The 26,331-nt window shown below is 39.6% G+C and carries 22 protein-coding genes; 14 read left to right on the top strand and 8 right to left on the bottom strand.

The window, feature by feature from the left end:
* Positions 1-108: 108 nt before the first annotated feature.
* The 3 genes from Xenpb_RS16250 to pepN all read right to left on the bottom strand — a co-directional run bounded on the left by Xenpb_RS16250 (position 109) and on the right by pepN (position 4,764).
* Positions 109-660 (bottom strand): cell division protein ZapC, encoded by a 552-nt coding sequence (locus Xenpb_RS16250; RefSeq protein ID WP_187655275.1) that lies wholly within the window; start codon positions 658-660, stop codon positions 109-111.
* A gap of 158 nt (positions 661-818) precedes the next feature.
* A complete protein-coding gene (gene pyrD / locus Xenpb_RS16245) occupies positions 819-1,829 on the bottom strand; it encodes a quinone-dependent dihydroorotate dehydrogenase (RefSeq protein ID WP_187655274.1) in 1,011 nt (336 codons plus the stop codon).
* Between the two features lie 316 nt (positions 1,830-2,145).
* Positions 2,146-4,764 carry an aminopeptidase N gene (gene pepN, locus Xenpb_RS16240; RefSeq protein ID WP_187655273.1) on the bottom strand — a complete coding sequence of 873 codons (2,619 nt, stop codon included), beginning with the start codon at positions 4,762-4,764 and terminating at the stop codon, positions 2,146-2,148.
* Between the two features lie 401 nt (positions 4,765-5,165).
* Between pepN and pncB the strand changes: the two genes are divergently transcribed.
* The 4 genes from pncB to Xenpb_RS16220 all read left to right on the top strand — a co-directional run bounded on the left by pncB (position 5,166) and on the right by Xenpb_RS16220 (position 10,863).
* Positions 5,166-6,380: a nicotinate phosphoribosyltransferase gene (pncB, locus tag Xenpb_RS16235; protein ID WP_187655272.1), complete on the top strand. Its 1,215-nt coding sequence runs from the start codon at positions 5,166-5,168 to the stop codon at positions 6,378-6,380.
* Positions 6,381-6,588: 208 nt separating this feature from the next.
* Complete coding sequence (gene asnS / locus Xenpb_RS16230; RefSeq protein ID WP_187655271.1) at positions 6,589-7,989, top strand: asparagine--tRNA ligase; 1,401 nt, start codon at positions 6,589-6,591, stop codon at positions 7,987-7,989.
* 307 nt (positions 7,990-8,296) lie between these two features.
* On the top strand, positions 8,297-9,430 hold the full coding sequence (locus Xenpb_RS16225; RefSeq protein WP_187655270.1) for a porin: 1,134 nt from the start codon (positions 8,297-8,299) through the stop codon (positions 9,428-9,430).
* A gap of 242 nt (positions 9,431-9,672) precedes the next feature.
* Positions 9,673-10,863, top strand: coding sequence for an amino acid aminotransferase (locus tag Xenpb_RS16220; RefSeq protein ID WP_187655269.1), 1,191 nt, complete (start codon positions 9,673-9,675; stop codon positions 10,861-10,863).
* Between the two features lie 88 nt (positions 10,864-10,951).
* Here the strand turns inward: Xenpb_RS16220 and Xenpb_RS16215 are convergent, their stop codons facing one another.
* The 5 genes from Xenpb_RS16215 to Xenpb_RS16195 all read right to left on the bottom strand — a co-directional run bounded on the left by Xenpb_RS16215 (position 10,952) and on the right by Xenpb_RS16195 (position 16,302).
* Positions 10,952-11,584, bottom strand: a complete 633-nt coding sequence (locus Xenpb_RS16215; protein ID WP_187655268.1) for an MBL fold metallo-hydrolase — start codon at positions 11,582-11,584, stop codon at positions 10,952-10,954.
* Between the two features lie 45 nt (positions 11,585-11,629).
* Complete coding sequence (locus Xenpb_RS16210; RefSeq protein ID WP_187655267.1) at positions 11,630-12,178, bottom strand: YcbK family protein; 549 nt, start codon at positions 12,176-12,178, stop codon at positions 11,630-11,632.
* 415 nt (positions 12,179-12,593) lie between these two features.
* A complete protein-coding gene (ldtD, locus tag Xenpb_RS16205) occupies positions 12,594-14,312 on the bottom strand; it encodes a L,D-transpeptidase (RefSeq protein ID WP_187655266.1) in 1,719 nt (572 codons plus the stop codon).
* Between the two features lie 259 nt (positions 14,313-14,571).
* Entirely contained in the window at positions 14,572-15,285 is a 714-nt protein-coding gene (aphA, locus tag Xenpb_RS16200; protein WP_187655265.1) for an acid phosphatase AphA, read from the bottom strand.
* Positions 15,286-15,447: 162 nt separating this feature from the next.
* On the bottom strand, positions 15,448-16,302 hold the full coding sequence (locus Xenpb_RS16195) for a LysR family transcriptional regulator (RefSeq protein WP_187655264.1): 855 nt from the start codon (positions 16,300-16,302) through the stop codon (positions 15,448-15,450).
* A 397-nt stretch (positions 16,303-16,699) separates the two neighbouring features.
* Here Xenpb_RS16195 and Xenpb_RS16190 point away from each other — a divergent pair, with 397 nt between their 5' ends.
* From Xenpb_RS16190 to Xenpb_RS16145, 10 genes are all read left to right on the top strand, one after another.
* Positions 16,700-17,854, top strand: coding sequence for a serine/threonine protein kinase (locus Xenpb_RS16190; protein ID WP_255523167.1), 1,155 nt, complete (start codon positions 16,700-16,702; stop codon positions 17,852-17,854).
* Positions 17,855-17,966: 112 nt separating this feature from the next.
* Positions 17,967-19,064: a tRNA pseudouridine(13) synthase TruD gene (truD, locus tag Xenpb_RS16185; RefSeq protein WP_187655263.1), complete on the top strand. Its 1,098-nt coding sequence runs from the start codon at positions 17,967-17,969 to the stop codon at positions 19,062-19,064.
* A gap of 16 nt (positions 19,065-19,080) precedes the next feature.
* The gene (locus Xenpb_RS16180; RefSeq protein ID WP_187655262.1) at positions 19,081-20,424 is read left to right on the top strand and encodes a radical SAM protein; all 1,344 of its coding nucleotides are present in this window, start codon (positions 19,081-19,083) and stop codon (positions 20,422-20,424) included.
* Entirely contained in the window at positions 20,421-21,080 is a 660-nt protein-coding gene (locus Xenpb_RS16175) for a 2OG-Fe(II) oxygenase (protein WP_187655261.1), read from the top strand. The genes Xenpb_RS16180 and Xenpb_RS16175 overlap by 4 nt, the downstream gene beginning before the upstream one ends.
* A complete protein-coding gene (locus Xenpb_RS16170) occupies positions 21,073-21,699 on the top strand; it encodes a 2OG-Fe(II) oxygenase family protein (RefSeq protein WP_187655260.1) in 627 nt (208 codons plus the stop codon). The genes Xenpb_RS16175 and Xenpb_RS16170 overlap by 8 nt, the downstream gene beginning before the upstream one ends.
* A 1-nt stretch (position 21,700) precedes the next feature.
* Positions 21,701-23,011, top strand: coding sequence for a hypothetical protein (locus Xenpb_RS16165; RefSeq protein ID WP_187655259.1), 1,311 nt, complete (start codon positions 21,701-21,703; stop codon positions 23,009-23,011).
* A 21-nt stretch (positions 23,012-23,032) separates the two neighbouring features.
* Complete coding sequence (locus Xenpb_RS16160) at positions 23,033-24,145, top strand: aminotransferase class I/II-fold pyridoxal phosphate-dependent enzyme (RefSeq protein WP_187655258.1); 1,113 nt, start codon at positions 23,033-23,035, stop codon at positions 24,143-24,145.
* Positions 24,145-24,843, top strand: a complete 699-nt coding sequence (locus Xenpb_RS16155; protein ID WP_187655257.1) for a tyrosine-protein phosphatase — start codon at positions 24,145-24,147, stop codon at positions 24,841-24,843. The genes Xenpb_RS16160 and Xenpb_RS16155 overlap by 1 nt, the downstream gene beginning before the upstream one ends.
* Positions 24,833-25,348, top strand: coding sequence for a hypothetical protein (locus Xenpb_RS16150; RefSeq protein WP_187655256.1), 516 nt, complete (start codon positions 24,833-24,835; stop codon positions 25,346-25,348). Before Xenpb_RS16155 ends, Xenpb_RS16150 begins: the two co-directional genes overlap by 11 nt.
* A 71-nt stretch (positions 25,349-25,419) precedes the next feature.
* Complete coding sequence (locus tag Xenpb_RS16145; protein WP_255523166.1) at positions 25,420-26,226, top strand: MFS transporter; 807 nt, start codon at positions 25,420-25,422, stop codon at positions 26,224-26,226.
* Positions 26,227-26,331 lie beyond the last annotated feature (105 nt).

Genomic DNA, 26,331 nt, shown 5'->3' with positions numbered 1-26,331 from the left:
TTCAGATGGGAAAATTTTCTGGAAGCAAATTCATTCAAGTAAATGACGTTATAAATATACCTGATAAGGTATAATTAATTGAGTTATACATTCAACAACTGAATGAAATTAAATCGCCCTGTCATATACCGACACCTGAGTTGATTCAATATAAGGTAGCAAGCGATCGTTCATTACCTTAATAGCATCACAAAAACTCATCACACGATCATTCAATTCCAATTTTTGCTGTGCTAATAAACATAAACTAGCATTGTCACCCACTTCCACCACCATAAAGAGTGCTTCAGTGTCACTGTCCTGTAAACGAAGTTGAACAATTTCACCATGTTCAGGTTTTTCCACTAAAGAAAAATGGGAGAAATGCCAGCTTCTGGGCATTTGTGGTTTCATAAAGCGGAATGCGACCACCCCATTCAGGGCCAGTTCAGCTCTGAGCGCTGGGGCAATATTAATATGGCGCGAATGTTCTTCGAAAGCATAATAAAGCGCAGCATCGTCGACAGAGAAAGACATTTCTTTCATTGTCATTGCATAGTCGGTCAACATTTTGGCAGGGAAATGAGAACGAAAAACCATGCCATTAGCAAGATCGAGCATGACACGACTATGTTCATGATCGAAATACCAGCGCCACTGATCATCAGGTCTAATTTTCATTGATTACCCTTTATACTCACAATAGCTTTTTTGGTTAAAAATAAACATCACTACTGAAATGAAAAATTAAAAGAAATAATAAAGATTTAAGCTGTTAGACAAAATATAGACGAGTTGGGGGCAGAAATAAACCCCCAACCCCGAATTGCGGCAAATATTCAGATATGGTTAACTATATCTTTGATGAGTTTTGGCCCTTTATAGATAAAACCAGAATATATTTGAATCAACGAAGCACCCGCTTCCATTTTCTCTCTGGCAGCAACAAGCGAATCAATTCCACCAACACCAATAATCGGTATTTCACCTTTTAATTCTTGAGCAAGGCGTCGAATAATCTCTGTACTGCGTAATTGAACAGGACGACCGCTTAATCCGCCCGCTTGCTGACAGTGGTTCAATCCTTCAATAATCTTTCTATCCAATGTCGTATTAGTTGCAATAACACCATCAATCTGATGACGCATTAAACTATCAGCGATTTTAATTAATTCCTCTTCTGAAAGATCTGGAGAAATTTTTACAGCAACAGGCACATATTTTTGGAACTTCTGTTGAAGCTCTCCTTGCTTATTTTTAATCGCAGATAAGAGATCGTCCAGCGCTTCCCCATATTGCAAGGTTCTCAGGCCGGGGGTATTGGGAGAAGAAATATTGATAGTGATATAACCTGCATGCGGATAAACCTTATCCATGCAAATTAAATAATCATCTTTTCCATTCTCTACTGGTGTATCTTTATTTTTGCCAATATTGATCCCGATAATCCCGTCGTATTTTGCTCGTTTAACATTCTCAACCAGATTATCCACACCAAGGTTATTAAACCCCATCCGGTTGATGATCCCTTCTGCTTCAACTACACGAAATAATCTTGGCTTATCATTTCCCGCTTGTGGGCGTGGAGTCACCGTGCCAATTTCAACAAAACCAAAACCCATTGCACCAAAGGAATCAATGCAATCACCATTTTTATCAAGACCAGCGGCAAGACCTAATGGATTTTTGAACGACAGCCCCATACAAGTAACGGGCTTAGTAGCAACTGATTGGCGGATAAGAAATTCGAAAGGAGTACAGGTGACGCGCTTGAGCTGACGGAAAGTAAGTTCATGTGCTTGTTCAGGATCAAGCTGGAACAATGCCTTCCGTACCAGAGAATAACACATTTAGATTAACCTATTGTTTTTTATACAGGAATTGTCAATTATATATTTTGGGTTATGCACAATCCCATACATATATGATTGCTGCTTTATCGTGACTGGTAAAGACCGCTAATTTACCATTATCTGCATAAACAAAAAAGCCTTCTCTTTATCGGCAAAAGCATATCATTCCTTCTCTTTTATCTGAGTTGATTATTTTGGTGGAGTTATATAATCAGTCTCAAAATATTCCGGATTTGCCAGATGATGGGTATGGGAGATATTGAAGAAGTTCAGGTCAATATCCTCCGGCTACCACCGGAGGATATATCACATATTAACTTTCAAGTGCCTTGGTAATTTTTTCGAACAAATCACCAGACAAGTTTTCTAATCCTTTCAACTGTTCCAGTGCCGCACGCATCAAGGCCTGACGTTTCTCATCGTAACGTTTCAGACGAATCAATGGATCAATCAAACTTGATGCTACCTGAGGGTTTCGGCTGTTCAGATCAGTCAATACTTCCACCAGGAACTGATAACCACTGCCATCTTCAGCATGGAAAGCCACAGGATTACTGGTAAAGAATGTTCTCAACAGTGAATAAACACGGTTTGGATTGCTCAAACTGAAAGAACGATGCTTCATCAAGCCACGTACTTTATCAAGCGCATCAAAGGCTGGGTTGGTTGCTTGCAGTCTGAACCATTTATCCATGACCAAACCATTCTGATGCCAACGTTGATCAAATTCATCCATTAATTGATAACTGCAAGGCAATTCAGCAGATACTGCCGCAGACAAGGCAGCAATACTGTCAGTCATGTTATCAGCCTGATAATATTGTGCTGCCACTAATTTATCAGCCAGCTCGTTGTCATCAATAAAGGCCAAATAGTGGAGGCAGGTATTACGTAAATCACGTTTCGCAATATCCTGATGATCCACGCGGTATGTACCTGTATGAAGGCTGTGATAAACCGCAGTAAATTCATCTGCCATTTCATTAGCCAGCGCCTTCGTCATAGCACCAATGACATCATGGATGGCTTTAGGATCGACAACCGTAAACAGTTCTGCTATTTCATTTTCAGACGGCAAAGTCAGGATCAATGCAGCTAATGCCGGATCAATCTCTTTATCCAACAATACAGCACGGAAAGCATCAATGACATGTATAGGCAATTCCAGTGCCTGAGATTTTTGGTTTCGGGTAACATTCAGCTTCACATAGTTGGTTAGCAATGCCTGCGCCGCATCCCAACGAGAGAATTCGTTACGTGCATGTTTCATCAAGAATGAAAGTTGTTCATCACTATATGGATAATCCAATTTTACTGGTGCAGAGAATTCACGCAGTAAAGAAGGAACAGGGAGTGATGGAACATCATCAAATACAAATGCTTGTTCTGCATGAATGACATGCAGAACATGATGCACAGGCTGACCATCACGACGCAGCGGGATTACTCTTCCTTGTTCATCATAAAGCTCAATGTCCAGAGGAATGTGCAGTGGCAATTTCTCTTTCTGATCCAGCGTTGGTGGTGTCATTTGGCTGACATGCAACACATATTGCTGTTTTTCTGCATCGTATTCGTCGCGGACAGTCAGCACAGGTGTTCCTGATTGGCTGTACCAACGGCGGAAGAGTGCCAAATCAACGTTTGACGCATCTTCCATTGCCTGAACAAAATCATCACAGGTTGCAGCACTACCATCATGACGGTGGATATAAAGCTGTATACCCGCCTGAAATTGTTCTTCACCCAACAAAGTGTGGATCATCCGAATCACTTCCGAACCTTTTTCATAGACGGTCAACGTATAGAAGTTATTCATTTCCATCACCTGATCGGGACGGATAGGATGCGCCATCGGGCTGGCATCTTCAGCGAACTGCGCAGCACGCATAACACGCACGTTATTGATACGGTTAACCGAACGAGAACCCAAATCAGAACTGAACTCTTGATCACGGAACACGGTCAGCCCTTCTTTCAGGCTTAACTGGAACCAGTCACGACATGTAATGCGGTTTCCTGTCCAGTTATGGAAATATTCATGTCCAATGACGGCTTCAATGGCAAGGTAATCTTTGTCAGTCGCAGTTTCCGTTTTTGCCAGAACATATTTGGAATTGAAGATATTCAGTCCCTTGTTTTCCATCGCGCCCATATTGAAGAAATCAACGGCAACGATCATATAGATATCAAGGTCGTACTCCAAACCAAAGCGGGTTTCATCCCACTTCATCGAATTTTTCAGCGATGTCATGGCCCAGTCAGCACGATCTAAATTACCCTGGTCGACAAACAGTTCCAATGCAACTTCACGGCCACTGCGGGTTACAAATGTGTCCCGCAGGACATCGAAATCACCTGCCACCAGCGCAAATAGATAAGCCGGTTTTGGGAATGGATCCTGCCATTTCACCCAATGGCGACCATCATCCAATTCTCCCTGTTCAATGCGGTTACCATTGGAAAGCAAGAAAGGGTATTTGACTTTATCCGCTGTAATGCGAGTAGTAAAGCAAGCCAGAACATCCGGACGATCCAAATAATAAGTGATGTGACGGAATCCTTCGGCCTCACATTGGGTGCACAAGGCATCTCCGGAGACATATAAGCCTTCAAGCGCTGTATTTGCTGATGGGCTAATTTCGTTCACAATCTTCAAGGTAAACTGGGCTGGTAGCTGCTCAATCAACAGCTTACCATCCTGTTCCTGATAATGTTCCCACGCTTTATCATCTATATAGATACTTTTTAACGTGAGATTTTCTCCATCCAGAATCAATGGAGTAATATCATTAGCCAGACGTTTTACCTGACTGATTGCCGTTACCGTGGTTTTATCTGTATTCAACTCAAAATCGAGATCAATGTCGGTAATTGTATAATCTGGTTTTCTGTAATCCAGACGTTGTTTTACGAGTCGCTGTTGTGTCATAGGGAACCTTTTCCATTATTTTTAACAGGCATATTTGATAACATCTGTATAACCTTAGCTACAAAGCGCCTGGCATATTGTGTTTCCACAGAAACTTTCCAATTGCTAACGCTGCCATAGAGAAACCATTCTTTCAATCAATAAGTCTCTTTTTCTGAATGTTAATAACTTATTAAATAAAGGTATAAATGATGTAGTCAGCATATTAGTACTTTCGTGCTAATTGTCATCTCATATCTCATTTAACATGATATTATCTATAAATGGATTAACCTTAATCTTTAGATTCGGGAAAATATATGCAGCTACATAGCTTCAATAACCCAATAATCACGGTATACTCTCCCGACTTTATCGATTTAGCAGACACGAATATGCTCCGCGAGGATGCCTGACGCGCCATGACTTTAGACGCTACCCCGATTATCAAATCACTGCTTGATACAGATGCTTATAAATTTCATATGCAGCAAGCAGTGTACCACCATTACAACAATATTCCTGTTGTTGCAGAATTTCGTTGCCGTGGTGATGAGCTGCTCGGAGAATACGCCGAGGCGTTGCGCCATCAAATTAATATGATGGCTGATTTAAGATTAACAGAACGCGAATTCGATTATCTCTCTCGACTCCCGTTCTTTAAAGAGGATTACCTGAACTGGTTCAAAACATTCCGCTTTAACCCTAAACAAGTAGACGTTTCTGTTACCCATAAAGGGCAATTGGCCATCCGCATTTCCGGTCCATGGCACGAAGTTATCCTGTGGGAAGTGCCTTTACTTGCCCTCATCAGCGAATTAGTTCATCGCCATCGCTCACCTGAAATAAAACCAGAAGATGCGGTTATTCAGCTCAGAAAACTGATTGAGCTGTTCCACAAAGATGCGAAAGAAGAAGATATTGATCTGTCCGGCTTTAAGTTAATGGATTTTGGCACTCGTCGCCGTTTTTCACACGAAGTACAGTATGCCATTATCAATGAGCTGAAAAATAGCTTCCCTTATTTAACCGGAACCAGTAACTATCAACTGGCAGAGCAGCTTGATCTTCCTCCGCTTGGTACACAAGCTCATGAATGGTTTCAGGCTCATCAGCAGATTAGCCCTGACCTGGCTAATAGTCAGCGTGCTGCGCTACAAACATGGCTGAATGAGTATCCAAATCAGCTAGGTATCGCTCTGACAGATTGTATCACTATGGATGCTTTCCTGCGGGACTTTGACAAACCCTTGGCGACAGCTTACCAAGGCCTGCGTCATGATTCCGGTGATCCTATTGAATGGGGTGAAAAAGCCATAGCACACTACCAGTCACTGGGCATCGATCCAATGACGAAAACACTGGTATTCTCTGACAGTCTGGATTTGCAAAAAGCATTAGCGCTATATCACCACTTCCATAAGAGAATCAATGTGATTTTCGGTATTGGAACACGGCTGACCTGCAATATTCCAGGTGTAAAACCACTGAATATTGTTATCAAGCTCGTCGAATGTAATGGCAAACCGGTAGCGAAACTCTCCGACAGCCCCGGAAAAACGATCTGTGAAGATGATGAATTTGTCGATAGATTACGCCGGGCGTTTGACATTCCTTATATAGAAAAAGCAGTATAATCTGGCTGATTGTTCCTTGCGTAACCGGCTCCATGCTGGTTACGCAAGTGAAAAGCCACATTTTCCCTTATTTCCTCGCTAAGACCCGAAATTTCTTCTTGTTTCCTGAGAGATGACAAGTAAGATAGAAGATCTGCCCCTGAAGATGGGGCATTTATGGTAAATCTATCTAGTTATCTAATTCATTAATAAAAGAAGAGAGAAATTTATGAGCGTAGCGCCTGTAGTCGATGTACTGCAAGGCCGTGTTTCGGTTGACAGCGAAGTCACCGTTCGCGGTTGGATACGTACAAGGAGAGATTCTAAAGCTGGTATCTCGTTCCTCGCCGTCTATGACGGTTCCTGCTTTAATCCATTACAGGCTGTCGTTAATAATAATTTACCTAATTATCAGGATGAAGTGCTGCATTTAACCACAGGCTGTTCTGTAGAAGTGACAGGGACTGTGGTTGAATCCCAAGGTAAAGGCCAATCTTTTGAATTACAGGCAACTAAAGTTGTTGTCGTTGGCATGGTTGATGATCCTGATACCTATCCAATGGCGGCCAAACGCCACAGTATCGAATACCTGCGTGAAGTTGCGCATCTTCGTCCACGCACCAATTTGATCGGCGCAGTTGCTCGTGTCCGTCATACACTGGCACAAGCCCTGCACCGCTTTTTCCATGAAAAAGGCTTTTTCTGGGTATCATCTCCGCTGATCACCGCATCAGATACTGAAGGTGCCGGCGAGATGTTCCGCGTTTCCACGTTGGATCTGCAAAACTTGCCACGTACAGATAAAGGCGAAGTGGATTTCAGCCAGGATTTCTTTGGTCGCGAAGCTTTCCTGACCGTATCTGGTCAGTTAAACGGTGAAGCCTATGCTTGTGCACTGAGCAAAGTTTATACCTTTGGACCAACTTTCCGTGCAGAAAACTCCAATACCAGCCGCCACTTGGCAGAATTTTGGATGGTTGAGCCAGAAATGGCGTTTGCCGATCTGAATGATATCGCCAAACTCTCCGAAGACATGCTGAAATATGTTTTCAGGGCTGCTCTGGAAGAACGTGCTGACGATTTGGCTTTCTTTGCAGAACGTGTTGATAGCGAAGTTATTACTCGTCTGGAGAAATTTGTCGATTCAGATTTCATTCAATTGGATTACACCGATGCAATAGAAATTCTGGAAAATTGCGGCCAGAAATTTGAAAACCCTGTTTTCTGGGGCGTGGATTTGGCATCAGAGCATGAGCGCTATTTGGCAGAGAAACACTTCGAAGCGCCAGTGATCATGAAAAACTATCCAAAAGACATTAAAGCCTTCTATATGCGCATGAACGAAGATGGTAAAACCGTTGCTGCGATGGATGTGCTAGCGCCAGGCATTGGTGAAATCATCGGTGGTTCTCAGCGTGAAGAGCGTCTGGATATGCTGGATCAGCGTATGGAAGAAATGGGACTGAATAAAGAAGATTACTGGTGGTATCGTGATCTGCGCCGTTATGGCACCGTTCCTCATGCTGGTTTCGGTTTGGGCTTCGAACGTTTGGTCGCTTATGTGACTGGAGTATCCAACGTTCGTGACGTTATTCCATTCCCACGGACACCGAGAAATGCAAGTTTCTAATGAATCAGCTCGATAAACGAGCAAAATTCAATCCCCTGAAAAGCCAGCGAAAGTTGGCTTTTTTTATTTTATGGTAAAGAGCACACAAAAAAAGTTCCCTGATATTTACATTTTGAAACACCTATTTGCACTTTGTTACCGATTTTGCGCTTTTGTAGCATTTTGAGGGTAGATAAAATTCATTACCAATGGAACACTGGTCGCCGACTAATAAGACACTCGATACCCACAAATAGTTCCAAAATTTTTTAGTGTTCTGTTTCTGGCAGTGGCAGGTGTCTGAATAACACCAATGAGGGTAATAATAATGAAGCGCAATATTCTTGCAGTGGTAATCCCAGCTCTGCTGGTTGCTGGTACAGCAAACGCGGCTGAAATCTTTAACAAAGATGGCAACAAACTGGATCTGTACGGTAAAGTAGACGTTCGTCATCAGTTCTCAGACAAGAGAAGCGGCGAAGATGGCGACGATTCTTATGCTCGTATCGGCATCAAAGGTGAAACTCAGATCTCTGACCAACTGACTGGTTTTGGCCGTTGGGAATACAACCTGAACGCTAACGACATAGAAGGTAAACAAGAGACTAAAACTCGTCTGGCTTTCGCTGGTTTGAAATTCGCTAACTACGGTTCATTGGATTACGGTCGTAACTACGGCGTAAACTATGATGTCAACGCATGGACTGACGTACTGCCAATCTTTGGTGGTGACTCCATGGCCCACACTGACAACTACATGACTGGTCGTTCTACTGGCCTGTTGACTTACCGTAATACTGACTTCTTCGGTTTGGTTGATGGTCTGAACTTTGCTCTGCAATATCAAGGTCAAAACAGCGAACGTACTAAGAATGGCCGCAAGGGAAGTAAAGCAAACGGCGATGGCTACGGTTTGTCTACCACTTATAACGTAGGTTACGGTATCACTGTTGGTGGTTCTTACGCTAACTCTACTCGTGCAAATGGTCAGTGGAATGATACCTTTGCTAAAGGTAAACGTGCTGAAGCGTGGAACATAGGTGCTAAGTACGATGCGAACAACGTATATCTGGCAGCAATGTACGGTGAAACCCGTAACATGACTCTTGCTGGTACTCTTGGAGTTGACGTTGTAAACGAACAAGGCAAAAAATCTCAAGTTAACGTTGACGTTGTTGCAAATAAAACTCAGAACGTTGAGTTGGTTGCACAGTACCTGTTTTCTGACCTGGGCTTGAAACCATCTCTGGCTTATGTTCAGTCTAAAGGTAAAAAACTGGGTGAAGGTGAAAAACACTACAACGCAGATCTGGTTAAATATGTTTCTGTAGGTACTTACTACTACTTTAACAAAAACCTGTCTACTTATGTTGATTATAAAATCAACCTGTTGGACAAAAATGAAGGAATAGATGCAGGCGCTCGCAACGTATTCGGTGTTGGCCTGACTTATCAGTTCTAATTACTGCTGATAAACTGTTTAGCGAAAAGTTAAACACATTTATCTCAGAAAAGCAGCGCTTCGGCGCTGCTTTTTACGTTTTACCCCACTGTTTTTATTATCTTTTTTCTTCACTCCGTAAACTACTTCACAAGATTTTATTCTTTTTGCTACAAGTGGTTGGCAAATGAGTTCCTTAAGGTTACCCTGAGCAGCGTATAACTTACTTTGGGCTTAACTCTCCGAGTCTTGGAATCAAAAAAATGTTTGAAAAAATCACAGCAGCGCCTGCCGACCCTATTCTTGGTTTAGCCGATAGCTTTAAAGCGGATCCACGTGAAAACAAAATCAATTTAGGTATCGGCGTCTACAAAGACGAAACCGGTAAAACCCCTGTTCTGACCACCGTTAAAAAAGCAGAAAAATTCCTGCTGGAAAACGAAACCACCAAAAATTATCTGGCAATTAGCGGGTTACCTGAATTTGGTCGTGTCACTCAGGAACTGCTATTCGGTAAAACCAGCCCTATCGTAACCGACAAACGCGCCCGTACTGTACAAAGCCCAGGCGGAACTGGCGCACTGCGCACTGCCGCTGACTTTATTGCTAAACAGACCAATGCAAAACGTGTTTGGATCAGCAACCCAACATGGCCAAACCATAAAGGTGTTTTCTCCAGTGCTGGTTTAGAAATCCGCGAATACAACTATTACAATGCAGAAAAACATGCTTTGGATTTCGAAGGTATGCTGGCAAGCCTGTCTGAAGCGCAAGCCGGTGATGTTGTTTTGCTGCACGGTTGCTGCCATAACCCAACTGGTATTGATCCAACGGCTGAACAATGGCAAAAACTGGCGGATTTATCTGCTACGAATGGTTGGTTGCCAGTGTTTGACTTCGCGTATCAAGGTTTTGCTAAAGGGTTGGATGAAGATGCTGAAGGTCTGCGTATCTTTACCAAAAATCACAATGAACTGATCGTTGCCAGCTCTTATTCCAAAAACTTTGGTCTGTATAATGAGCGTGTTGGTGCTTGCACCATCGTTGCAGCAGATAGCGATACCGCAGAAAGAGCGTTCAGCCAAGCGAAATCTATTGTTCGCACCAACTACTCTAACCCACCAGCACATGGTGCTTCCGTTGTTACAACAATTTTATCTAATGATGATTTGAAAGCAGAATGGGTTCAGGAATTGGCAACAATGCGTGAACGCATTCAGCGCATGCGTCAACTATTTGTGAACACCTTACAAGAAAAAGGTGCAAAACAAGATTTCAGCTTCATTATCGCTCAAAACGGCATGTTTTCATTCAGTGGCCTGACTAAAGAACAAGTTGATCGCCTGCGTGAAGAATATGGTGTTTATGCGGTTAGCTCTGGTCGTATCAATGTAGCTGGTTTGACACTGGAGAATATGGTTCCTCTGTGTGAAGCTATTGTTGCAGTGCTCTAATTTATATCTGAGTAACTGATATCTATTCCAAAAAAGCCGCTGAAAAAAAAGCGGCTTTTATATTTACACGATGCTGACACGTTTCCAATTAATCTTGCAAGAATGGATTGGTTTTCCGCTCGTGTCCTAACGTTGACATCGGCCCATGACCGGGAATGAATTGGTAATCATCACCTAATGGCAGTACTTTTTCTTTAATAGTTTGAATCAGTTCATCATAATTTCCACCTGGGAAATCAGTACGACCAATACTCCCTTTAAACAGCACATCTCCCATTGAGATTAATTTATCAGCATGATTAGCAAGGATAATATGCCCTGGTGTATGCCCCGGACAATGCAAAACGGATAACTCAACATTGCCGACTTGCAATATATCCCCTTCATCTAACCAACGATCAGGCGTGAAAGATGGACATGGCTCAACACCAAACATTTGGCATTGAATTTCCAACCCTTCTATCCAAAAAGCATCCCCTTTATGTGGCCCATAAACAGGTACATCAAAATGGTTGGCAACTTCAACGGTAGCACCCACATGATCGTAATGACCATGTGTCAGCAAAATTTGTGTGAGTTTCAGTTCACGGCGCTCTATTTCGGCGATAAGTTGCTCGGCATTGCCGCCCGGATCAACAATCGCTGCTACCTGAGTTTCTTCACACCAAATCAATGTACAATTTTGCATTGCCATCGTGACAGGGATAATGTGGTATTTCATTATATTGTTTAACTCCACAATCAAGACTCATTTTTAGTAATAAGATTACCACGTCCTGACCGGGCCTGTATCAATATGAATAAAATTACTTTTTGGATAAAATCCAACTCCCCCTGCCCGCATTTTCAGTGCAGCCTTACGAATATGCGCTAATTGAACGCCATCAATATGGAAATCCATTGCCTGCCCGCGAGTATGATAACTATGTTTTGCAACCCCACCGCTAGCTTGCCGCAACATATTATTTGTCATCAATGAACGGTAACCAGAAACGAGTTGAACAGATTTATTTGTTCCCATCAACATCTGTAATAAATAAATTTGATCAAACAATTTCGGATCAATAGTTTTGATCTTATTCTGACGGAAATCGCGAAATAAATAATTCAAACGGGCTAGTTCTGATTTGTTATAACGGCGACCATCAAAGAATTCAGCTTTGAGTGTTTCTCCTGTATGCAGATTATCAAAGCGTAAAATTCGAGGACGCGGTGTTGTCAATGCGGCCAAAGCAGGTTGAGGTAATAAACCCAACCCTAGCGCGGCCACGCTTACGCCGAGCCACTTTCGGCGATCGTGGTCAATATCATTCATGGATAAAATGCCCTGCTATTCTATGATGTATTAATAATTTCTAAACTACATTATCAGTTGAGTTTAACCAATTAATGAGACATCAACAAATAAAAAGTAGTTTCAATTATTTTTGTATATTACTGTAAATTTACCAAACTATAATTGTGACCAATCTAACAAAATGAAAATCATATTAAATATAGATGAAATTTTAATGACGATATGTTGTTGACAGATTTCTTTCGTATGAACCATAGGAATTTACTAATCGTAGATAAAAGTAATTCATTAAGAAACCCTTATAGTAAGAAAAAACCTGAAAAAAGAATTAGTAACATAAAATAACGGTGAAGGAAATATTTTCCCTTCACCGTTTATAATATGGGTATAAATATCAAATTTATGCTTTTTATGTGACTAATAACGACAAAAATCATAAATCACTTCTGGCAGCCAAAATTTTGGATAAAATCTCAGATTGTTGTCTTGCATTCACATCATAACCGTAGATATCAGCTCGGTATTGTGGTACTCCCTTATCATCAACCCAAGCTGTTTGATAATAAAGAAAGACAGGAATTTTTTTGGGAATATTAACATACTTTGTTTCCCATTTTTTCAATGAACCGCTAACTTTATCTTTATTCCAACCAGCATCTCCTAATAACATATTAGCTAATTCAGGCGCTTTATTGACACGCACACAACCAGAGCTGATTGCTCTCATTTCCCGGCTAAAGGAAGCCTGATTTGGCGTATCATGTAAATAAATTGCTTCCGAATTTGGCATGTTAAATTTGAAACGCCCTAATGAATTAGTTGGGCCGGGAGCTTGTCTTATACGATAAGGGAAATTACTTGGTGTAACGACTTCCCAATTAATTGATGAAGGATCAATAACTTTAGCATCATTGCCCCAACTAGAAAAAACGGTATAACCACGAGTACGAAAATAACTTGGGTCACGCTGCGCTCTTGGTGCAATATCTTTGCGTGTCATACTCGTAGGTACATTCCATGGTGGATTGATCACTACATTGTTTAATTCACTACTCATAATGGGCGTTTTGCGACTAGGGCGGCCAACTACGACTTTAGAATTTAATATTTCTTTTCCATCCAGATAATAAAAAAGCGAATAATTCGGAATATTAACTAAAATACCTGTAGGAATATTTCCGGGGATAATTCGTAACCGTTGTATATTTAATGCCATAATGCGCGCACGAATTTGTGGCGTCGTATTTAACCATACCTTAGTGGATTGGCCAATAACACCATCGGCTGACAGACCATGTAGAGTTTGAAAGCGTTTTACAGCGGCGATTAATTCTTTACTGTAAGTTTTATTATCAGATTTGGCATCTGATGCCTCCAACGTACCTGCCCGAACCAATATTTTTCTTAATGCTACAACACCTTCACTGCTTTGCCCGGGTTTTAGGGTACCTTTCAGTGAAAACTCCGTCCATGGTTGCTTATCAGCTAATTGAGCCAACATCTCCTTACGCATATTTTCATACATAGGATGGTTGGGTGATAAGGTTGTAATATAAGATTCAGTATCCTGATCCTTGATATGCTGCTGCCATTTATCAATTAAATGAGAAGGCGGTAAATCAATCTCATAAGGTGTTTTGCTATATAACCATGAATCTCCTTTTTTCTTAACATCGTTAATAAAATGGAGATAACCTAACATAGCATCGGATAAAATAACATCACGCCCAATATCACTTAATTCAGGAGAGTTAAGTTGAACTAACCATTTTTCAAATTGAGGCTGAAAACCAGCTAACGATATTTCGAATAATTGTTCTTCAAATTGCTGAATAGATTTTTTATCTGTCCATAACGGTTTCATTTTATTAGCAGTATATAACGTTACCAATCTCTCAAAAAATATCGGTTTTACTTGTTGCGGCAGCCAATTTTGTAACTGCTTCCGATTATCATTAATAAAATTTATCTGAGATATAGGAATAGTCTTATCAGATAAAGCAACCGAAACCTCTTTTTTTGATCTCCCTGTTAATTGTTGCACATCACTTAATTCTGAGCCACTTTGTTGAGTTGCAAAGGTTCCTTCTGATACCGCCAATGCGCTACAGATAAAAGAGACTTTCAGTAACCTTACCGGGTTCTTCACCATAACAGTTCACCTCACCTTATTATACATACCGCTATTCAATGACTTATTCTAATTATCAGGAGTCCTATTTTATCAGAAAAGAATAGTAGTAATTATATACATAATTACCTCTTAAGATAGGGGGGCCTACCCAATCATACTCAATTACACTAAGCAAAAGAAAATTTTCACTATTATAAATTAGATTATACTGGCTCTAAAAAGGAAAAAGGCACCTATTCGTGCCCTTAATTGGAATGTATTATCTTGAAATTTCAGATTAATACTCAGATTTAATGACTACTTCTTCTCCGAATCGGCCTGCTTTAGGTAGAGGCTGGTAAGAGGAATTTGATGCTCTCAAAATGCGTATGCCACGGATATTTAACTCACGGGCTGCGGCAATATCAGCATCTGCATCACCATAGTAAATTTTCAATTGATGATCTTTCATCCAACTAGTTTTATCATTCTTATTGGGTTCATCCCCTGCAAAAATAATATTATGCATTTTATCAGCAGGAATATGTAAACCTTCTTGTACGTACTTAGTAACAGTTTCTGTTTTAGTTGCTGTACGCCCTGTAATAAAATAAATATCATCACCCCGTTTCAAATGCATCTGAACTAATTCAATACCAATTTTTTTCGGCATACTGAATTTATCCCATCCATTATTCATTTTTTCCCAGAATTCGGTTTTTTTCAGATAGCTTTCATCATTAGGTGAATATTCCAATTTTCCCCGATAAAATCCCGGACTGGAAAACATGACTGTATCATCAATATCAAACCCAACAGCCATTGGAAGTTGTCCTTTCAAACTTTTTTCAATCTGCTCCACCGAAACCCAATGGATAGCCTGACGTTGAGCTAAATCTGCGGCTGTTACTCCTTGACTAACTTGCTCAGGCATAAACATTTTTGCCTGTGTCACACCGTTTAGACCAAAAACAAACACAATCGCACTGAATGCCAGAATTACTTTACGCATCGTTATTCCTTTCTTATACAGATCATAACTGGACGGGATAATAAACATTATTATCAGATTAAAATGAGACGTACTGCAAAATTGCTAAAGGCTAGCATTGGAAAAATGGATATTTATCTTTTTATTACAAATACAGATAAAATAGTTAATCATCTAATATGATTAGTTAATATAATAAAGTAATTCTAATTCCTTTCTCTTTAAGTAATAAATATAACTGGATAACTCAGATGAAAACAACGTATTAGGAATAATTCTCAACCCAGTATTCTTTAGATAATTTGAATCCAATATTGCTTTGTTAACAACTGAATAACCAATATCAAAGAAAACAAAATCTATAACATGGCTAATATCAGGAAATACTAATACTTGAGTATTAATTCTATTCTCTTTCCTATATTTTAATAATTCATCAAAAAATGGATGTTTTGTTATTCCAGAATGAAGTATCATTTTCTCATTACAAATCAAATCAATTAATGAATTATTCTTATCCAGTAATTTTCCTGAAGCAATGAATACTTCAGACTCATGATCATCTATTTTACAGGAAATTCGTTCTAATTTATCTTCCACTGGAGGATGAGTAGAAATAAAAAGATCGAGTTCTCCTGAAAGTAATTTACTACGATGTTCATCGAAATGGTACATTTCACTAATAAGATCAACTTGACCATTTTCAATTATTTTAATTATCAATTTATTAAATGATTTATTATAACTATCTGTTCCTACTTTGATCTCTTTTTTTGTTAATGCCATTGGAAAACTAGATTTAATACTTTCGACATCATCACGTATTGGTAATAAATATTTATATAAACTTACCCCTTCTTCTGTCAGAGTTACTCCAGCATTAGAGCGATTAAATAGTTTAAATCCCAATGAATCCTCTATATCAGCAATACTTTTGCAAAGTGCGGGCGGACTTATGTGAATATTTTTAGATGCATTTTTAAAAGATCCGCACTCCGCAACACTCAAAAAATGCTTTATTTTTTTTGATAAAATCATAGTCCCACCAATAAAAAACAAAAATTTAACAAATGAAATGTAAGGTTATATAATCCATATTTAAGTGTCAAGAATACTCTTTAGTACAAAATCTACATTTTGATAAAATCAGTCTATTTCAATTTACCTAAAACCAATAAAAATTAGTTGTCGGTTTAACTTTTGATTAACTCTACAAAATAAAATTTGAATTGATTTTAATGATGACAAACCTCATTTTTAATCAAAATAAATTTTTTATTTTTCACTTGAGTGAAAATGTCATCTCACTAAACCATTCGTGTGCATCAGATTAATAATGTTATATTTCTATTTTTATAATAACTATAGCTAATAGGTTTAAAGTTAAACGCGGCAGAAATTAGAAATATTAAAAAATGTATTAAAGGAGAATGTCTTGACTAAAACTATTGATACCATTAATAACCACAAATCAAACAATATTCCTGTTCATGTAGAATGTCATACAGAATGGGGAAAATTACGACATGTTATTGTTGGCCGTGCAGATAATGCATGTATTCCCCCTCCTGAACCCGCATTTATGGCCCGTATTCCAGAAAATTCAGATATGCGTGGTCGTTATGGACCAAGAAGCCAGGAATCAATTGATGCAGCGAATGTACAACTAGATGGGTTATCTTCGATACTGGTTTCACGTGGAATTCGTGTTGATCGTCCAACCCCATTAAATTTTAACGCTTCTGTACAATCTCCTGATTTCACTCAAGGCACTATGTTCGGTTGCCAACCACCAAGAGATGTACTCATTACTGTTGACCGAGAGATTCTAGAAGCAACAATGAGTTTCAGATCTCGCTTCTTTGAGTATTTATGTTACCGACCTTTGATTTCTGCTTATATGAAAGAAGATACAACTATGCGGCATGAATCAGCCCCTCGCCCTCGGTTATCAGATGCTAGTTACCGATATGGTTATTTATCTGAAGAAATCAGCATGGAAACGCGAAAAGAGTGGGTAACGAAAAAAGAGTTTGTCACGACAGAAGAAGAACCAATTTTTGAGGCTGCTGATATTGTCCGATGTGGGAGAGATCTTTTCGTGCAGCATGGTTTTACGACAAACATGAGAGGCATTGACTGGTTGCAGCGCCATTTTCCTGATTATCGCATTCGTCCTATTAATTTTCCTGGTGATCCTTTCCCAAGCCATATTGACTGTACACTATTACCTTTACGTCCTGGCTTAGTTTTAAATAATCCTACCAGACCCTTATTGCCTGAGTTCAGACAACTATTTATCCGTAATGGCTGGCAAATTATTGAAGCTGCATCGCCTGCACATCATCAATCACCGCCATTATGTTATTCAAGTGTATGGCTCTCAATGAATATCCTGTCACTTGATGAAAAAACGGTTTGTGTGGAAGAAAGTGAAATTCATCAAATAGAACAATTGGATAAATTGGGATTTGAAGTTATTCCTGTACCTTTCCGAGATGCCTATCCTTTTGGGGGCGGTTTGCACTGTGCTACGACGGACATTTGGCGAGAAGGAAGCCTTGATGATTATTTTCCTAAAGAAAGTTGATCATATTAACGCATAACGTTTTTACATACTGCTTTTATATAATCAGTATATAAAAACAGTGGGCCTTAACTAACCATTGAAAAACCATGCTTTAAAAATTGGAAATATTTTAATGAATAATAGCGAACTTGCCACACCTTTTTTAAAATATTCACCCGATACCTTTCTCTACAGGGATATTCAGTATTGTCTGAAAAAAGTGCCTACTGATTTTCTCGTTGAGGAAGTTTCTAGATTCTATAAGCCCTCAATAGAAAAACAGATTTGGCATTTTCAATTACGCAAAGAGGGAATGACAACCTCTGAAGCCATTACCAATATTGCCAATATATTGGAAATACCACAAAGCCATATTGGGTATGCTGGATTAAAAGATGAAGATGGCGTAACAAGTCAGAGAATATCTATTCAATCTTTATCACAAGAGATAGATATCAGTGCTATCAATGCCCGCTTGGATATGACATCAGGAAAATGGCTCTCATTGCACGAAGTTGGCTGTTTTGAAGAAAAAATAAAGATTGGTCAGCTAGTAGGTAATAGTTTTCGCATTGTGATTCGTAATTTAGATAAAGCTATTGCCCATACTTTGGCACAACAGTCATCACATAATCATGCTTTTATTAATTATTATGATACACAAAGGTTCGGCGTACCCGGAGGACCTTCTACAACCCATCTTATTGGGCAGGCTGTTTACCATAATGAATGGAAAAAAGCCTTATCATTAATATGTCAATCGGAGTCGCCAGAAGCACTGGCCGCCCAAAAATGGCAAGGAAAACCCATACATTTTTTCCATCAATTAGATCCTAGGAGGCTTTCTTTTTATTATGCCTCTTACGGCTCTTATCAGTGGAACCATCTCGTAGCACAAGAATTCCAGCGACATCATGAAGGATTAAACGTGGTGCGCTCATCAATACCCTATATTTTGCCCAAGACTTATTCTGATGTAATGGAATTTGCCGCAGCGATGCCTTGGCATCCATTTACTCGCTTCGAAGTTGCCGATGGAAAAAAAGCAGAAAAACAGAGTTTGCGACCAACCATTGTACATACCTACATAAAAGTTATCGATCTCAGTGAAGATCACGAATTCCCTGATCGTTCCAGTTTGACAATAGAATTTTTTCTTCCATCTGGATGCTACGCGACGATGGCGGTCTGCCAATTTATCTATTTAGCAAATGCTCATTTCACTATTTAATTCAGGAGATTTGTGCATGCGTATATTATTATTAATTCCTCCCTATATTCCTTCTTATTTCAATGCAGGCCATCACCTGCCTTTATTTCAAGTTGCAACATATATCAGGGAAAGAAATCCATCATGGCAAGTCACTGCATTGGATGGTGGCGCATTAAATCTGACTTGGCATGACTTAGCCAAAGAATTAGCAAAAGGCTATGATTTTGTGGGTTTATTTAACGATTTTGATGCCGTGGATAATTTTAACCGTACTACGCTGTATTGCCGGGAAATATTACCACAAGTGAAGATGTTTACTTTCGGGCGGCTTTCAAAACAGATCCCTGATTGGTTTAAACAATTTGATTTTGAAGGTATTGTTTTCAGCGGTGATTACGAAAGCAGTGTTGAATCTTTTCTATTGAATTATCGTTCTGATACGACAAATATTCCTGGTCTCATTGTGAAAACTTCCCATGGTTATTTGCAAGGAGATATCGGCCATATGTTAAGTCCAGAGGAATGGATACTACCTGATACATTGGAGATTCCTTATGCGGCTTATGACCGAATGTATAAGAATGATTTGAATAAATTTTGTGGTATCCCCGATCGACGTGAATTGGTTATTCCTGTTGCACGTGGATGCCCAGTTGGTTGTGAGTTTTGTGATGTACCACCAATGCAGGGAAAAAACGAACGGCGACTTTCCGTTGACAGAGTCATTGAATATATCACAGAGCAACAACGTATCCAGCCATTTGACTATGTCTCTTTTTATGCTCCTACGTTTACCCTGAATCGTCGATGGGTAAAAGAATTTTGTCATAAATTCATCGAATTAAAACTCCCCATTCAATGGAAATGCGTGACCACAATTTATCATTTGAATAAGGAATTAATTGAATTGATGGCACAAGCAGGCTGTATCAGAATCAGTCTGGGTGTGGAAACCATTTCTGTCTCTCCAGACCTGAAATTGCCAAAAATAAAGCTAAACACTGAGGCCAAAGTTGAAGAACTATTGGCAATCGCCAAACATAATGAAATAGAGATCAATGCATTCATTATTCTTGGATTGCCAGGAGATACAATAACAGCCTCAATCAAGACGATTGACTGGTTGATCGCTGAAGGAGCCAGAGTCCGGCCAACCGTCTATACCCCTTACAACAAATTGCATGAAAACTCCTCAATAACGGAAGTTGGTAAATATAATCGCCAACTCTTTCACGAAATACCTCAATCCCCAGAGGAACGTCAACAAGGTTACTCATTATTATTTGCCAATGAGAAAGATCGCCCAACTGAAGTGATGAAAAAAATCACGCAACAAATGAGACATGAAGAAAAACACACATCAGGAGACGGCATATGAATATACGGTGGCATTCCCCTGACTTCAAAAGAAAAAAAGAACCCTTTGAATGGTTCTGTTCAGATCACTTTCTATCTCCAAACATTTTTAAGCGCTTGCAGACAGAATTTCCACATACTGGTTACTGCAAATCTCATCGCGAAGAAGGGGATGGAAAATACTACAGTACGTGGGATCTCTTAGCTATTGATAATGGCATTCCTGTTCAGGAAACATGGGATAATCTGACTTCAGCTTGGAAAACCATGTTGAAAGTCATTCTAAGTGATAATTATCGCGACTATTTTTCAACCCTGATGGAACGGGATCTTTCACAAACCCGCTTACATGTGCGTTTTACCATTTACCATGAAAATTGCTGGTTGGCTCCCCATTGTGATCGTCCAGATAAAATCCTGACCCAAACCCTCTATTTTCCAACGGGTGTTATAGAAGGCGGGGAATTACTCATTCTCGGTTCCTCTGATCCTGATGATATCAAAGAAACCGTTGTGCCTAGCCCAAACCGCTCGGTGCTCCTTTTGCCCTCACCCAACTCTTGGCACAGTGTGCGTAAGGTGGTATCTGGTTCGCAACATGCACGGCGAGCACTTCTCCTGCATTACGTAAGCTCTGATCATGTTTCAGATAATGAGGATAACAAAACTCATGTTTAATTTATTATTGCCCCACACATTGACAGACATTCCCTATCACTGGGGTATTGTATCCCCCTTTATTCGCGCAGATATTGCCAAAAACCTGATGGAAACATTTCCTAATGACGGCTTCATGGTTGCGGAAAAAACGGTAGAAGAAACCAGTGACAAAAAAACCTACAGTTTGGAAACATTGCGTATTGAAAAAGATACTCCCCTTTCTCCTGTATGGCGTGAATTCACCGAATACCTGAAAAGTGAGCAATATCGAAAGCGGATGGAAAAATTGATTGGACAAGATCTCAGTTCAACTATTTTGAATTTAACATTATGGCGATATCGCTCTGCCCAATGGCTAGGCCCACATACTGATAAAACTGAAAAAATCGTGACCCAAATCTTTAACTTTAACCACAATTGGTCACCAGATTGGGGAGGATGCCTACGTATTTTATGCTCTGATGATTCTCAAGATGTTTACCGTGAAATTCCGCCAGAACTAAACACCGCGGTGATTCTACAACGTTCAGATCAATCATGGCATATGGTAACGCCAATTACTGATTCTGCACCCGAAGCGACTTATAGACGTGTATTGACTGCTGCTTTTGTTTCGAAATACGAACCGGAGAAATAACATGCAAAAAATTGACGTCATAGGTGGCAATACATTATCAGGCAGCGTACAAGTCTCAGGGTTTAAGCATGCTTTTCCACCTCTGTTTAGTTTGGCATTGTCATCAAGCGGGCCTTCTCTGATCAAAAATGTTCCTGATATTGCAGATATCAGAATATTGGGAAAAATAGGCCAATTACTGGGTGCCAATATATTGCATGAACCAGAAAAACGTACCATGTATATTGATCCCTGTGGCTTGAACAACACCAGTATACCTGAGGATTTTAGTACCTTGATTCATGGTGCATGGTATCTTGCACCTGGCTTACTAGCCCGTTCAGGTCATGTCGTATTAGGTGAAACAGGTGGCTGTAAGATTGGCGTAGGGCAAGGTGGGGAACGCCCCATTGAACAATTATGCTCCGTTTTGCAAAAATTCGGTGCCAAGGTAGAAACAACAGGAAATATTATTCAAGCCACCGCGCCACGTTTTTCCTCTACCAAAATCGATATGGCTCACTTTGCCGACGTTGAAGAAGGAACAGGAAAACTAACTGGCCCACTTTATTCTGGTGCAACAAAAGCCGCCTTGTTGTGTGCTGCAAGAGCTGAAGGCATCAGTGAAATTATTAATCCTTATTCTAAACCCGATGTCGTGGCATTAGTGGAAGCCATCAAATACCAGCAAGTTGACATAAATTGGGAAAAAGATCGAATCATCGTTGTAGGAAAGCCTGATACCGGTGGTTTTCAAACAACTCTTGGACCTGACCTGATCGAAGTTATGACTTACCTGACTCTTTCCGCTTACTGCAACGCTCCCATTTCTATCACGGGTATCTCACGAAATCATATTGAAGCCGGGCTTTCAGCTGAAATCGCCTGTTTGGAGAAATTGGGTTATCAGCTCCAATGGAAAGACAATGATCTCTCCATTACCCATTCATTTCCGGCTTCCCGATTAGATATTCAAGTCACCTCTCACGGAATATTCAGTGACAATCAACCCTTTATGGCTCTCTTGCTAATGGCATCTCAATTGGGTGGCAGTATAACGGAGCAAGTTTGGGTCAAACGTTTCCAATATATTGAAGAGTTGGAGAAAATGGGCGCCAAAGTTATACATCGTGCAAAATCAGTAGAAATTATTCCCCATGTTCCCAATAAAAATGGCTTAGCAGTCAAAGCCACTGATTTACGTGGAGCCGCAGCCTTAATCATTGCTGCATTGAAAATATCGGGAAAAACTCAAATAGACGGTATTGACCACCTTGAACGTGGTTATCCTGACTTATTGGGACAGTTGCGTGTATTAGGCGCCCAAATTTAAAATTCTAATAGGAGTGTATAAATGGCGGGCATAACACCAATTAATTATCCACTACCTCTGGCATCAGAATCACCTCCTCGCAGGAGAGAGTTTCTGTCTGATGGCATAAATTTACGCAGTGGTGAATTACATCATAATGCATTAACAAAAATAATTCAGGATATCGATGTTCCCCCACAAAGGCATCAGCTTTATCCTTATCCTCACGTGGAACATGAACGTGCAGCGAAAGCATTAGGGATTACTTCATCCTCTATTTATTTCACTCCAGGATCAGATATTGCAATTAGTCTGATATTACGTCTGATTGCCTGTACGACGAAAAGATTAATTATTCCTATACCTAATTATTTTGGCTGGATTGACCACGCCAACCTTAATAACATCAACATCCTACCAATTTATTTTAATGATCAATGCCCTGAAAACTTTTGTATTAAAACATTACTGGAAACAATCCAAACGACCCCTCCATCCATTGTCGCAATTTCAAATCCCAATAGCCCAACAGGAATAGAATTTGATAGCAACACATTATTAAAAATTTCTAACTTATGTATGGAAAATGGTCATTTACTGGTTATTGATGAATGTTTTATAGCATTTAGTAATATAAATCATTTAGCTCTTTTAGGTCAGCCTGAACATATTATTTACATCCGATCATTTTCTAAAGGCTATGGTTTGGCTGGTGCTCGTATTGCTGCCACAATAGCCTCTCCAAAAATTATTGATGTTTTGTCCCAAGAAAGGACGGAATCCGCTATCGCAGGAAGTACATGGACAATACTCCACGGAATTCTAGCCAAAGAGGAGCACATCAAGAAAATTTGCCAATCCATTATTCAGGCAAGAAAATATGTTATTAAAATCATTATGGCGTTGCGCCCAAATTGGCAAATTCTTCCTTCAGGAGCTAATTTCATCAATATCAAAACTAATGGTGATAATCCCATTGAATTAGTAAAAACCGCAGCCTTAGGTGGATTTTATATCCGTGACATGAGCTCACAGGAAAGAATGAATGGATATATCAGGATTGGGGTTGGAGAATTAGAATTAATGGTGAAATTCCTCAAACAAATTTTTCCCGTAGAATACGATTACAGTGAACTAAATTATAGTGAACAGTGATGAAAACTCAGCTAAATAATATCTATCAACTGAATATTTTCCCAATACATCATACTGATATCCTGAATGGACGGATGTTGAAAATCAGGCAGACAACGACAGATAATTGTGGAACACTCATTCGTTGTGGTATGCAACGAGGAAAAGAACAAACGGTATTCAATATATTGTCAGAAATTTTACCCATAAATAGTTGGGTAGATTTACGCACTCCTGAAGAGTATGAACCACAATTCAATGGTTATCATTTTCCTGCATCAACAAAATATGTAAATCGTCCTATACGATTTATACCACCAGAGAATAATCTTACACATATTGTCACTGAATCTGATTATATCGATCTTTATTTCACCATGAGTCATACAGCATGGACAATTGCTCAAGAAGTGGCAGAATTACTTCATACCGGAAATGTTGTGCTGCATTGCAGCTTGGGGAAAGATCGCACGGGGCTTGTAACAGCAGCTATTCTTCACCAGTTCCAATTTTCTGACATCAATATTGCCCATGATTTTGGGCTGTCCGCCAGATTTCTCCGTCGTCAGTATCAATTGATCCAAGATAAAGCCAAGAGAAATGGTGTTCCCAACCATCTTCAAACGCGCCGTTATGAACTATCGGAGAAAACAATTATTCCTGTGCTAAATGAATGGACAAACATAATCAAACGCAGCAGGAATGGGCATGATTGGTAATATGCACCGTATCTTAGTGATTGGCTCTCCAGGTGCAGGAAAATCAACCTTTGCCAAAAAATTGAGTCAAATTTGCTCGATTCCCTTGTATCATCTTGATCAAGAATATTGGCAAGAAGGATGGACAGCACCTTCGGCAGAAGAATGGCAGCAGAAACTCTGTTCCTTAACGGATCAATCAGAATGGATTATCGATGGTAACTATGGCTCAAGTTTGTCACAACGTTTGGAAAAGGCAGATACCGTAATTCACCTGTATATGCCAACCTATATTTGTTTATTTCAAGCATTAAAACGCATATTAAAATGGCATAGAAAACAACGACCAGATATGGCCTCTGGTTGCTATGAAAAAATTGATCTAAATTTTTTACGACAAATTATAGAATATCGGAAACACCAATTTAAAAAAGATAAATTATTACTGGATAATTTTAATGGGATTTATATTAAAATTACCTCACGGAAAGAAATGGAAACATTATTAGAAAAGTTACAAAAGTAATTATTAAATAGATATTTTGAATCTAAATTTGAAATATTACCACTCATTAATTGAGTGATAGGAAAACAATCATGGCTTTAAACATTCGAGAACGTCTATTTTTGCTGGCAATGGCAATTGGCAGTATGGGTGGAGGTATCTGGCGTCCTGTAGCAATTTTTTATTTAGTATTGGTTCAAGGATTAGATATCGTCGAAGTTGGGCTATCAATGACGATAGGTGCCATGATTGCGTTGCTTATCGCAGGCTTTCCTGCTGGCTTATTGGCTGATAAATTAGGGCCAGCTCATTCGACTCTGCTGGGCAGTCTACTACGATTCATTGCGTTTCCTTGGATGTTGGTTGTTTCAACTTCTTGGCAGGCCGCCATCATTGTTATGTTTGTTTCAATCGGTGAGCGTATTTACTGGTGTGCCAATCCCGCCGCAATAAGAACTCTATTTCCTGTTAAAAATAGTCAGTTAAATGTTTTTGCCATTATAAACAGTTGCAGAAATATTGGACTGGGCTGTGGGGCATTACTGTCCCTATTCTTTATTAATAAAGATGGGATATCCAATGCTATGGCTAACTTGATTATTTGGGGTAATTCACTCGGTTATTTTATATCGGGAATCATTATTTTCATAATAACTCAAAAAACTGCCAAACAACCTGCTAATATGACGTTAAATCCGATTCAAACAGATAAAGATAAAACATCATCTTTCTCTATCCTTAAAGATAAAAAATATCTTATTTTTGTTTTTTTGATTGGCATATTATTATTGGCGGGTAAAAGTATCGAACTAGTATTACCTTACTACTTTCTTATTGAACGCGAACTGCCATCCTGGTTTGCTGCCTTTGTTTTTACGGTCACGTATTCAATCCGTTGATGGTGGTATATAATTCCCCTTTTTTCGGAGAAATTAAATGGCGATGATTGAAGTAAAATGTCGATTTTGCCAACGAACAGAATTCGTCAAAAAGCACGGTAAAGG

This window comes from Xenorhabdus sp. PB62.4 (genome assembly GCF_014467285.1).
Lineage (GTDB): Bacteria > Pseudomonadota > Gammaproteobacteria > Enterobacterales > Enterobacteriaceae > Xenorhabdus.
This window is presented reverse-complemented; position numbering and strand designations above follow the sequence as displayed.